Annotated in this window: 8 protein-coding genes; 5 read left to right on the forward strand and 3 right to left on the reverse strand. The window is 69.3% G+C overall.

Translation table 11 applies throughout. The annotated features are described in order from the left end of the window. Positions 1 to 32: 32 nt before the first annotated feature. Positions 33 to 1,172: a glycine cleavage system aminomethyltransferase GcvT gene (gene gcvT, locus ACYVKA_RS07600; RefSeq protein WP_394274844.1), complete on the reverse strand. Its 1,140-nt coding sequence runs from the start codon at positions 1,170 to 1,172 to the stop codon at positions 33 to 35. A 243-nt stretch (positions 1,173 to 1,415) separates the two neighbouring features. Between gcvT and ACYVKA_RS07605 the strand changes: the two genes are divergently transcribed. The 5 genes from ACYVKA_RS07605 to ACYVKA_RS07625 all read left to right on the forward strand — a co-directional run bounded on the left by ACYVKA_RS07605 (position 1,416) and on the right by ACYVKA_RS07625 (position 9,673). Continuing rightward, on the forward strand, positions 1,416 to 2,930 hold the full coding sequence (locus tag ACYVKA_RS07605; RefSeq protein WP_460704287.1) for a leucyl aminopeptidase: 1,515 nt from the start codon (positions 1,416 to 1,418) through the stop codon (positions 2,928 to 2,930). A gap of 148 nt (positions 2,931 to 3,078) precedes the next feature. After that, positions 3,079 to 4,896: a 2-oxoglutarate dehydrogenase, E2 component, dihydrolipoamide succinyltransferase gene (gene sucB, locus ACYVKA_RS07610; RefSeq protein WP_460704289.1), complete on the forward strand. Its 1,818-nt coding sequence runs from the start codon at positions 3,079 to 3,081 to the stop codon at positions 4,894 to 4,896. 172 nt (positions 4,897 to 5,068) lie between these two features. Continuing rightward, the gene (locus ACYVKA_RS07615) at positions 5,069 to 5,824 is read left to right on the forward strand and encodes a DUF4191 domain-containing protein (RefSeq protein WP_460704291.1); all 756 of its coding nucleotides are present in this window, start codon (positions 5,069 to 5,071) and stop codon (positions 5,822 to 5,824) included. An 81-nt stretch (positions 5,825 to 5,905) separates the two neighbouring features. Next, positions 5,906 to 7,720, forward strand: a complete 1,815-nt coding sequence (locus ACYVKA_RS07620; RefSeq protein ID WP_460704293.1) for an ABC-F family ATP-binding cassette domain-containing protein — start codon at positions 5,906 to 5,908, stop codon at positions 7,718 to 7,720. 153 nt (positions 7,721 to 7,873) lie between these two features. Next, on the forward strand, positions 7,874 to 9,673 hold the full coding sequence (locus tag ACYVKA_RS07625) for a calcineurin-like phosphoesterase C-terminal domain-containing protein (protein ID WP_460704295.1): 1,800 nt from the start codon (positions 7,874 to 7,876) through the stop codon (positions 9,671 to 9,673). Positions 9,674 to 9,729: 56 nt separating this feature from the next. Here the strand turns inward: ACYVKA_RS07625 and ACYVKA_RS07630 are convergent, their stop codons facing one another. Continuing rightward, positions 9,730 to 10,863 carry a glycosyltransferase gene (locus tag ACYVKA_RS07630; protein WP_394277598.1) on the reverse strand — a complete coding sequence of 378 codons (1,134 nt, stop codon included), beginning with the start codon at positions 10,861 to 10,863 and terminating at the stop codon, positions 9,730 to 9,732. A 44-nt stretch (positions 10,864 to 10,907) separates the two neighbouring features. Further along, entirely contained in the window at positions 10,908 to 11,339 is a 432-nt protein-coding gene (locus ACYVKA_RS07635; RefSeq protein WP_460704297.1) for an RDD family protein, read from the reverse strand. Positions 11,340 to 11,458 lie beyond the last annotated feature (119 nt).

An 11,458-nucleotide genomic window follows, 5' to 3' on the forward strand; every position in this document is an offset into this window, starting at 1 on the left:
GACGGGCCCATTGATCTTGGTCGTGCAGGTCCTCAGGACTGGCGCACCCCCGGCGTGACGAAGGGCGGCTTGACGATCTTGAACTTCTCCACGCGGTTGCGCACGCGTACACCCACCTCGTCGCCGATCCCGAAGCGGGAGTCCACCAGCGCCAGGCCGATGCCCTGCTTCAGGCTGGGGGCGAAGGTGCCACTGGTGACCACGCCAACCACCTCGTCCTGGTCATCGACGACCTCCATGCCGTGGCGCGGAATGCCGCGACCCACGGCAAGCAGCCCACGCATGCGACGCGCCGGCCCCTCGGCCTTGACCGCGCGCAGGGCATCGGAGCCGAGGAAGGGCTCGGTCTTCTTCCAGCCCACTGCCCAGCCGATGCCGGCCTCGACAGGATTGATCTCGGGGGTGATCTCGTTGCCGTGCAAGGAGTAGCCCATCTCGGTGCGCAGCGTGTCGCGGGCACCCAGACCGCAGGGACGGATCTGGAACTGCTCACCGGCGGCCATCACCTCGTCCCACACCTCGAGGGCACGGTCGGCGGGCACCACCAGCTCGTAGCCGTGCTCGCCGGTGTAGCCGGTGCGGCAGACCGTCATCGACCAGCCGTCGCGCTGGATGGTCTCGAAGGCCATGTAGTCCATGGTGGTGGGAAGCGACATCGCCGTGAGCACCGCTTCGGAGCGAGGGCCCTGCACGGCCAGCACCGCATGCTCGTCGTGCTGGTTGACGACCTCGAGGGGGCCGATGATGTCGGCGCCATCGCCGCTGCGGTCCTGAGCGGCCTGGGCCGAGAGGATGCCAACCACGGTGGAGTTGTTGGCCGCATTCGGGATGAGGAAAACCTCCTCCTCGCTTCGCACGTAGGCGATCATGTCGTCGACCACACCACCGGAGTCGTTGCACAGCATCGTGTACTGCGCCTGCCCGGGGACGAGCTTGTGCAGGTCATTGGTGAGGCACAGGTTCAGGAAGTCCAGTGCCTTGTGCCCGCTCACCACCGCCTTGCCCAAGTGGGAGACATCGAAGATGCCGACCGACTCCCGCACCGCCCGGTGCTCTGCCAGCACGCCGCCACCGGCATATTCCAGGGGCATCGACCATCCGCCGAACTCGGCGAACTTGGCGCCCGCCTCCTCGTGTCGCTCGTGCAGGGGTGAATGAAGCAGTTCGGTCATCTGGCTCCCTCTCGTCGCAGGACGGCGCGGTCGTCCGCATCGTCGCGGGCAGACCCGGTGCCATCACCGTAGCCGACCTGCACATGAGGCTGACAGGCCCCCGTGCACCATCCGGCGGCTGGTCTAGCCTGAAGACAGTCCACCATCGCCCGCAGCCACCACACCGAACAGCCACCTCGACCAACAAGCACCAGAACAGAACAACCAACACCTCCAGACCCAGACACCAGAAAGGCCAGACCTGTGCCCACCCAGCGCCCGTCCAGCACCCTCACCTGCGGAGCCCAGCTGCCCGAGGTCGAACTCGTCCCCCGTGTCCCCCAGGAGGCCGACATCGTCGTGGTCGGCCTGGCGGGAAGCACCGAGGCACCGCTCCTGGTGGGGGCACCCGCTCCGGTCGAGAAGGCCGCCCCCGCACCGCTGCGCGAGATCGCGCAGGACCTGGGCGCCCGTCCCGCCAGCGGCCACACGGCCCTGCTGCCCCGCTTCAGCCAGCAGCTCCTGGTCGTCGGGCTGGGCGGAGAGGAGTTGACCCCGGAGCAGGCCCGCCGCAGCTGTGGCTCGGCCCTGCGCGCCGCGGCAGAGCATGCCGGCGAACGCAGCCTCCACGTCGCCATCAGTCTGGAGACCGCCGAGGCCGAACTGGTGCGCGGCGCCCTGGAAGGGGCCCTGCTGGGCAGCTACGGCTTCACCCCACTGGGCAGTGAGCCGAAGCGTCCAGTGGCCCGCATCAGCCTGGTGACGAGCCTGTCCGGCGCCCCCGCACAGCAGGCGCTGGCCGACGCCCGCGCCATCGCCGGCGCCGTGCTGGTCGCGCGCGAATGGGTCAACACCCCCGCCAACATCCTGTACCCCGAGAGCTTCAGCCAGGACGTGCGTGAACTCGTCAAGGGCACCAAGCTCGATGTCCAGGTGCTCGACGAGAAGCAGCTGGCAAAGGAGGGCTTCGGAGGCATCCTGGCCGTCGGCGGCGGCTCCCAGCGCCCGCCGCGCCTGGTGCGCGTCGACCACCATCCCCGCGGGGCGAAGAACCACCTGGTCCTGGTGGGCAAGGGCATCACCTTCGACACCGGCGGGCTGAACCTCAAGCCCGCCGAGGGCATGTACACCATGAAGTGCGACATGGGCGGGGCCGCCGCCGTGCTGGCCGCCACCGTCGCCATCGCGGAGCTGGGCCTGGACGTCCACGTCACCACCTATGCCCCGATGGCCGAGAACATGCCTTCTGGCAGTTCCTACCGTCCCAGCGACGTGCTGACCATGTACGGCGGCACCACGGTGGAGAACGTCAACTCCGACGCCGAGGGGCGTCTGGTGATGGCCGACGCCCTGGCCCGTTCGCAGGCCGACAAGGCCGACCTGGTGGTGGATGTCGCCACGCTGACGGGCGCCTGCATGGTGGCCCTGGGCAACCGGATCGCCGGCCTGATGGCCTCCGACGACCAGACTGCCGACATGGTCCTCGACGCCGCCGAGACGGCTGGCGAGGAGTTCTGGCAGCTGCCGGTGCCCGAGCACATCCGCAGCTCGCTGGAGTCGAAGGTGGCCGACCTGAAGTCAAGTGGCTCGCGCCTGGGCGGGGCGATGGCTGCGGCAGCCTTCCTGCAGCACTTCGTCGCGGACGACACCGCCTGGGCCCATCTCGACATCGCCGGGCCCGCCTTCAACGACGAGGCCGCCCGCGACTACACCTCCACCGGGGGCACCGGCCATGCCGTGCGCACCCTCGTGGAGCTGGCCCGCGGCCTGCAGGACTGAGTCCTCGCCCCCTGCCGGGGGCGCCCGGAAAGGTGCGCCGAGGGCGAACTGTCCTCGGCCCCACACCCCTCCTCGGGTGCCCCCACCGGGCGCAGGGGGCTAGGCTGGTACACGACAACCCATGGCATTGCAAAGGAGCCCGAACCTCATGGCGACCGAAGTCACACTTCCTGCACTTGGTGAAAGCGTCACCGAGGGCACCATCTCTCGCTGGCTCAAGGCCGTTGGCGACACCGTCGAGGTCGATGAGGCCCTCGTCGAGGTCTCCACCGACAAGGTGGACACCGAGATCCCCTCCCCCGCCGCTGGCGTGGTCCTCGAGATCCGCGTGGCCGAGGACGACGTGGCCGAGGTCGGTGCCGTCCTGGCCGTCATCGGTGAGGAGTCCGAGGCCGGACAGTCCAGCGCCCCGTCGGGTGACCAGCCCGCAGAGCCCGTCGAGGCCGAGGTCCAGGAGCAGCAGCGGGCCAACCAGACCGAGGCCGCCCCCGCCGATCCCTCCGCGGCCGAGGCCCCGGCCGGCGGCAGCACCGACGCAGCCCCCGCTGACGGCGCCGCCGAGGGCACCGAGGTGACCCTGCCCGCCCTGGGCGAGTCCGTCACCGAGGGCACCATCAGCCGCTGGCTGAAGGAGGTCGGTGACACCGTCGAGGCCGACGAGGCGCTCGTCGAGGTGTCCACCGACAAGGTCGACACCGAGATCCCCTCCCCCGCTGCCGGCACCCTGCTGGAGATCCGGGTGAAGGAGGACGACGTGGCCGAGGTCGGCGCCGTGCTGGCCATCATCGGTGACGCCTCCGCCCAGGCCGCCCCCAAGCAGGAGGCCCCGGCCCCTGCCCAGGAGGCCCCGAAGGCCCAGCCCAAGCCGGAGCAGCAGACCTCGCCCGAGCCCACCCAGACCGCGTCCGAGCCGGCCGAGGCCGTCGAGAAGCCGGAGCCGGAGCCCAAGGCCCCCTCGACCCCGGCCCAGCCCGAGGTCGCCGAGCCCGGCACCACCCCGCGCCCCGCCGAGGGCGAGTCGACCCCCTATGTCACCCCGCTGGTGCGCAAGCTCGCGAGCGAGAATGACATCGACCTGTCGACCGTCACCGGCACCGGTGTGGGTGGCCGCATCCGCAAGCAGGACGTCCTGGCTGCCGCCGAGGCCAAGAAGGCCCCGGCTCCTGCCGCTGCTCCTGCCGCCCCGGCTGCTCCTGCCGCCCCGGCAGCTCCTTCCGCGCCGAAGTCGGCCCCCAAGGGCGCCGACCCGAGCAAGCGTGGCACCACGGAGAAGATGAGCCGTCTGCGCCAGACGATCGCCAAGCGCATGACCGAGTCGCTGCAGAGCTCGGCCCAGCTGACGGCGACCGTCGAGGTGGACCTCACCAAGATCTCGCAGCTGCGCAAGGCCCACAAGGAGGACTTCAAGAAGCGCGAGGGTGCTTCGCTGAGCTACCTCCCCTTCATCACGAAGGCCTCCATCGAGGCCCTCAAGCAGTTCCCCTTCATCAATGCCACCATCGAGGGCAATGAGGTGACCTACCACGACGTCGAGCACATCGGCATCGCGGTCGACACCGAGAAGGGCCTGCTGGTTCCCGTGATCAAGGACGCCGGCGACCTGAACATCGCCGGCCTGGCCCGCAAGATCGTCGACCTCGCCGCTCGCACCCGCGACAACAAGGTGAGCCCCGACGAGCTCGCCGGTGGCACCTTCACCATCACCAACTATGGTTCGGCCGGCACCCTGTTCGACACCCCGATCATCAACCTGCCCCAGGTCGCCATCCTGGGCACGGGCGCGCTCGTCAAGCGCCCGATGGTGCTCGACGTCGACGGTTCCGAGGTCATCGCCGTGCGCGACATGATGTACCTCTCGCTGACCTACGACCACCGCCTGATCGACGGCGCCAAGGCTGCTCTCTTCCTGGCTGCCGTCAAGGCACGCCTGGAGGAGGGTGACTTCGCCGGCGAGCTCGGCAACTGATCACAGCAGCACCGGCCCGTCACGGGCCAGGCCGTGGGCCCGCATCCCCTCCACCGGGGTGCGGGCCCACGGCCGTCAGTGCCCGGATGCGCATCGCGCCACCGCCACGGGCTAGGATTGGGCGGCGGTGGCCCGACGGCCCCCACGACCCACGAGATGATCCGGAGCGACGATGGCGAGCGACAAGGCCAAGGAACTGCGGGCCAAGCAGAAGGCCCAGATCCAGGCGGAGAAGGAGCGCAAGAAGAACTCCTCCGACCCCCGCGACTGGAGCCAGCGACGCCAGCTCACCGAGAGCTACCGCCTCACCAGGCAGCAGGACCCCCAGCTGCCGATGGTGTTGGCCGCCGGCTTCGCAGGCCCGCTGCTGCTGGGCATCCTGCTCGGCGTGCTGGTCAAGCCCCTCTGGTTCTGGATCGTGCTCGGCATCCTGGTCGGCATGACCCTGGCCATGTTCCTGTTCACCCGTCGCGTGCGCAGCTCGGTCTACAAGCGCTACGAGGGCCAGCCCGGCTCTGCCGAGGTGGCGCTCAACATGCTGCCCAAGGGCTGGACCTCCACCCCGGCCATCAATGCCACTCGCCAGCTCGACGTGGTGCACCGCGTCGTCGGTCCGGGCGGCCTCATCCTGATTGGCGAGGGCGATCCGAACCGGCTCAAGCAGCTGCTGGTCACCGAGACCAAGCGCCACGAACAGACTGCCTACGGGGTGACCGTCAACACCATCCAGATGGGCGACGGGCCCGGTCAGGTCCCGTTGAACAAGCTGAGCGACCACATCAAGAAGATGCCCAAGAAGCTCAACCAGATGCAGATCGACGACGTCACCAAGCGTCTGCGGGCGATGGACGCCGTCCGTGCACGGATGCCCATCCCGAAGGGCCCGATCCCGCAGCAGACCTCGCGTCGCGCCATGCGCGGCCGCTGAGCAGCCCTACTTCCACGAACGGTCGTCGCCCCGGCGGCGGCCGTTCGTCGTGCCCGCCTTCACCACCACGAGGAGTCCCCGATGGCCGCCACCAACCTGGTCAATGCCGAGAACGTCAGCATCAGCTTCGGCATCCGCCCGATCCTCTCCGATGTCAGCCTGGGCCTGGCCCAGGGCGACGTCATCGGCGTGGTCGGGCGCAATGGCGACGGCAAGTCGACCCTGCTCAAGATCCTCACCGGGGCGCTGGAGCCCGACCGGGGCCGCGTCATCAGGACCGGGTCGGTCTCCATCGGGGTGCTCACCCAGGCCGAGCAGGTGGTCGAGGGCCAGAGCGTACGTGACCTGATCGTCGACGGGGAGCCCGACCACGTGTGGGCGCGTGACAGCTATCGGCGCTCGGTCGTCGAACACCTGCTGGCAGACATCGACCTGGACGCCCAGCTCTCCACGCTGTCGGGCGGCGAGCGACGCCGGGCCGGACTGGTGAGCCTGATGCTGGGCCACCACGACCTGCTGGTCCTGGACGAGCCCACCAACCACCTCGACGTGGAGGCCGTCGCCTGGCTGGCCGACCACCTCAACACCCTGCAGCAGCGCAACATTGCCATGCTGGTGGTCAGCCACGACCGCTGGTTCCTGGACGCCATCTGCAATCACGTGTGGGAGGTGCACGACGCCGTCGTCGACGCCTATGACGGCGGCTATGCGGCCTATGTGCTGGCCCGCGCCGAGCGTGCCCGCCAGGCCGCGGCCAACGAGGCCCGCCGCCAGAACCTGGTGCGCAAGGAGCTCGCCTGGCTGCGCCGCGGCGCTCCCGCCCGCACCTCGAAGCCCAAGTTCCGCATCGAGGCCGCGAACACGCTCATCGAGGACGTGCCGCCGCCGCGCGACCGCCTTGCACTGGAGCAGTTCAGCGTGAGCCGGCTGGGCAAGGACGTCTTCGACCTCGAGGACGTTGTGCTGCGCTTCGGCGACCGCACCCTGCTGGACCACCTGACCTGGTCGATCGGGCCGGGCGAGCGGATCGGCCTGCTGGGCGTCAACGGCGCCGGAAAGACCACCCTGCTCAGCCTGCTCACGCAGGAGCTTGCTCCCAACTCAGGCACGGTGAAGCAGGGCAAGACCCTGCGCATCGGGCATCTGAGCCAGCACGTTGGCGCACTGGACGACCGCGAGACGGTGCTGGAGAGCGTCAACAGGCTCAAGCAGGAGACCAAGCTGGCCACGGGCAAGGATGCCTCCGCGTCCAACCTGCTGCAGGAGTTCGGCTTCACCGGCGACAAGCTGGTCACCCGCATCGGGGAGCTCTCCGGTGGCGAGCGGCGACGCCTTCAGTTCCTGCGACTGCTGCTGGACGAGCCCAATGTGCTACTGCTCGACGAGCCCACCAATGACCTCGACATCGACACCCTGACCGTGATCGAGGACTACCTCGACACCTGGCCCGGCACCTTGATCGTCGTCAGCCACGACCGCTACTTCCTTGAACGCGTCACCGACGTGGTCTACGCCCTCATGGGTGATGGACGCTGTGTCCTGCTGCCCCGCGGGGTGGACGAATACCTTGAGCACCGGCGCACCCGTGAGACGGGTCCGGGCAAGTCGGCGCACATGGCTGCCGGCGCCAGCCCAGAGCAGACGAACACCGATGATGGCGGTGCTCCCAAGGCCTCGGCGGCCGAGGTGCGCCAGGCACGCAAGGACATGGGGCGCATCGAGGGCCAGCTGAAGAAGCTGCGCCAGCGCCAGGAGAGGGTGCACGCGCAGATGGCCGAGGCCGCCGCCGACTACTCCCGGCTGGCCGAGCTGCAGGCCGAACTGCAGGCTGCCGACGACGAGGTGGAGGAGTTGGAGATGGCCTGGCTGGAGGCTGCCGAGCTCGCCGAGGGCTGAGTCGCCACCCCTGCGGGAATGACTCAATCACTGTGCTGGTTGAAAAGCATTCCCCAAGTGGTGGTCTGTTGGCCACTCGGCCGCCACCCCGGCTTCCTAGCGTGGAGGGCGTGCCCGCATCGGGCACCACCCCCCCACCAGGAAGGAATCACCGTGTTCCCCATCACCTCTGCCAAGTCGCGCGCCACCGTGGTCGCTGGCCTCAGCTCGCTCGCCCTCGGAGCCAGCCTCCTGACCACCGCTCCCGCAGCCACCGCCGTGCAGCAGGACGCCGAGACCTACCGCGGCCAGGTGCAGGTGGTGCCCGGCAAGGATCCCAAGGCCCGCGTCCTGCACGGCACCGTCTTCGTCGATGCCGACCGTGACTCGGTCAAGGACCCGGGCGAGAAGGGCTTGGCCAAGGTCTCGGTGTCCAACGGCCACCAGGTGGTCAGGACCGACCGCAATGGCAACTACACCCTGCGCGTCGACGACAACAGCACCGTCTTCGTCACCCAGCCCGCCGGCCACCAGGTGCCGGTCGACGAGGCGAACGTGGCGCAGTTCTTCTACAACCACATGCCCGCCGGTTCGCCCAAGTTGAAGTACGGCGGCATCGCGCCCACCGGCCCCCTGCCCGAGGCCGTCAACTTCGGCATGGTCCAGAGCAAGGCCACCGCCGCCAGCGAGCAGCATTGCCTGATCGGCGGCGACATCCAGACCTACAAGAAGAAGGAGGCCGAGTACGCGGCCAGGGGTGCCTTCGCCGACCTCAACAAGCGCGAGGACTACAAGGCCTGCGGCGCCCTGTTCATCGGTGACATCGTCGGCGACGACCTGAGCCTCTACCCCGGCATCCGCCAGCTCACCGCCAAGCTGAACGGCCCGGCGCGCTTCCTGCCCGGCAACCACGACCTGGACTACGACGCGAAGACCCGCGCCCATGCCTACGACACCTACCGCGCCAACTTCGGCCCCACCCACCATTCCTACGACGTGGGCCGCGTGCACGTCGTCTCACTCGACACCGTCCAGTACCCCGCCGTGGGCCGCAACTACAACGGTGCCTTAGGCAAGGAGCAGCTGGAGTGGCTGCGTCGCGACCTCGCCACTGTGCCGAAGGACAAGCTCATCGTCGTCGCCGGCCACATCCCGCTGCTCACCTACGCCGACCAGGGCAGCGAACAGCACCAGATCGACGAGGTGAAGCAGGTCTACAAGGTGCTGAAGGGCCGCAAGGCGGTGGCCGTCGCGGGTCACACCCACAGCATCGAGAACATGCGCAAGGGTGACTCGATGGCCGGTTGGGAGGACATCTTCAGTGTCTCCGGTCTGCCCTTCCAGCACATCACCTCCGGCGCCATCTCCGGCGACTGGTACACCGGCCAGATGCTGGAGCAGGGCTACCCGATGGCCGTCCAGCGCGATGGCGGCCTTCCTGGCGTGGTGACCCTCGACATCCGGGGCAACCGCTTCACCGAGCGCTTCACCGTGCGCGGCGACAATGGCACCGACCAGATGGCGCTGGGGCTGAACACACCGGCCTACCGCGAGTGGTTCCGCAAGAGCATGCCTGCCAAGGGCAAGCCGAAGGCAGGCAATGCCGCGGCGCTGGCCGATCCACTGAAGGTCTCGAAGGCCGACCTGTCGGGCACCTGGCTGACCACCAACTTCTTCATGGGCTCCACTGGCTCCACGGTCACGGTCAGCATCGACGGCAAGCGCGCCCAGAAGGCGACCCGCACCCAGCCGATGACCGGCGAGGGCCAGTACGTCGGCGCTGAGTACTCCGATCCGGCTGCCGCCCAGCAGCAGCTGCTCCACGGCGGCTCGGTGGCCGACCGGTCGATGCACCTGTGGCGCCAAGGGCTGCCCACGGACCTCGAGGTGGGCAGGCACACCGCCACCGTGCGGGCCACCGATGCGCACGGCCGTGTCTCGACCGAGAAGCTCACCTTCGAGGTGACCGAGTGACCGGCTGACCAACCAGGACGATCCCGGGCAGCTCGGACAAGCCGGCCGGAGTCACCTCAGCGACTGGTGGCCTCGGCGTAGACCTCTCCGAGCTGCTCCGCGATCCGGGCCGGCGCGAAGTTCGCGACGGCGTCGGCGCGGACCATGTCCCGGTCCCAGTCACGGAAGTGCCCCACGAAGCTGCGCAGCGAGGAGGCCAGGGCATCCACGTCGCTGGCCTCGGCGAGCATGCCGACCCCTTCGTGGATGAATCCCTCCGGTCCGCCGGAGCCCTGCGCCGCCAGCACCGGGAGGCCGGAGGCCATCGCCTCGATGTAGACCACGCCGAAGGTCTCCCACTCGCTCAGCATGCAGAAGCCGTCGGCCGCGGCGAACTCCTGGGCCATCTCGGCGCGGGTGCGCTGACCGAGCAGCCGCACCCGCTGCTGCAGTCCGTGCCGGGCGATGGCGGCCTCGAGCTCGGCCCGTTCGGCACCCTCACCCATGATGTCGAGCGTCACCTCCGCACGCTCGGCGAAGGCACGGGCGAAGCCCTCCACCAGCAGGGCCATCCGCTTGCGCGGCAACAGGTTGCCCACGCTGACCAGGCGGATGCCCTGATGCGTACGCGGCGGCACGGTGGTGAAGGTGTCGACATCGACGATGTTGGGCACCACCTTCACCGGCCGGTGGAAGTTGTCCACCAGCACGTCGGCCAGCGCCTGCGAGACCGCGACCACCGCATCGGCGCGGCGGTAGGCCTCCCACGCCTTGCGGCGCAGCACCGGCGGGATGTGGTCGGGGTGGAACTTCGAGTTGTGCTCGGTGGCCACCAGGGCGAAGTCCTCACGACGGGTGGACCTGCCCGCGGCCAGCGCGTACTTGGTGAAGTGGGCGTGCACCACGTCGGGGCGGCCGTGGCGGGAGATGATGCGCCCCAGGGCCAGGTCGAGGGCCCGGTCCAGCACCGCCTGGTCGACCACGTCGGGCACGCGACCCAGCGGGATGCTGACGGTGTGCACGTCGATGCCACCCACCACCTGGTGGCGCACCCCGAAAGGCCTGATCCGACGCACCGAGCGCACGTCGAGGGCGGCGATGGCCACCCGGTGCCCCGCGGCGCGCAGCGCCCTGGCCTGGTCGAGCTCGAAGATCCCCCACAGGGGGGTGCGGGGGCTGGGGATCCCCCGGGCGACGATGACGACGAACACGCTGGCTCCTGGGTGACGGGAATGGGGTCCTTGGGGGATGTGGGTCAGCGGCGGTTCACCACGACGGTGCCCAGGGCGAGGTCGTCGAGGCCGCGCCGCTCAGCCCCGATCACCAGGGCGGGAACCAGGACCACCTTCATGGCGGCCCGGGCAGCCGAGCGCGCCCAGCCGATCGGCTGGTGGTCGAGCCGCACGACGGCGATGCGGCAGATCAGCTGTCCGAAGGAACCCGAGGTGAGTGCGGTGAGCACCGTCTTCTGCAGGAAGTAGAGGGTGATCGGCATGAAGCGTCGCCAGTCGAAGCCGAAGAGCACCGCATCGCCGAAGAGCAGCCGGGTGATGATCATGCAGGCTGCCCAGTCGATCACCAGGGCGGCCAGCCGGTGGCTCCAGGTGGCCAGGGAGCCACGACCGGTCGGGGGCAGGCCAAGGGACTGGCCGGGATGTCCGTCGACGGAAGGTGCGGGCTGGCTCATGGCTCCCAAGCCTAGTCGGCGCGGCAGCGGGCCGGTGTAACACCGCTGTTACGTGACCGGAACCCCCGGGCAATGGCCGGTCGCTAGGCTTCTGCGCATGGCCCGGTCGAGCACCGGGA

The sequence above is a fragment of the Luteococcus sediminum genome (genome assembly GCF_054783495.1).

Excerpts from the sequence above, each read along its gene's own strand:
- sucB (WP_460704289.1), top strand. The coding sequence starts at position 3,079 with ATGGCGACCGAAGTCACACTTCCTGCACTTGGTGAAAGCGTCACCGAG.
- ACYVKA_RS07620 (WP_460704293.1), top strand. The coding sequence starts at position 5,906 with ATGGCCGCCACCAACCTGGTCAATGCCGAGAACGTCAGCATCAGCTTC.
- gcvT (WP_394274844.1), bottom strand. The coding sequence starts at position 1,172 with ATGACCGAACTGCTTCATTCACCCCTGCACGAGCGACACGAGGAGGCG.
- ACYVKA_RS07635 (WP_460704297.1), bottom strand. The coding sequence starts at position 11,339 with ATGAGCCAGCCCGCACCTTCCGTCGACGGACATCCCGGCCAGTCCCTT.
- ACYVKA_RS07615 (WP_460704291.1), top strand. The coding sequence starts at position 5,069 with ATGGCGAGCGACAAGGCCAAGGAACTGCGGGCCAAGCAGAAGGCCCAG.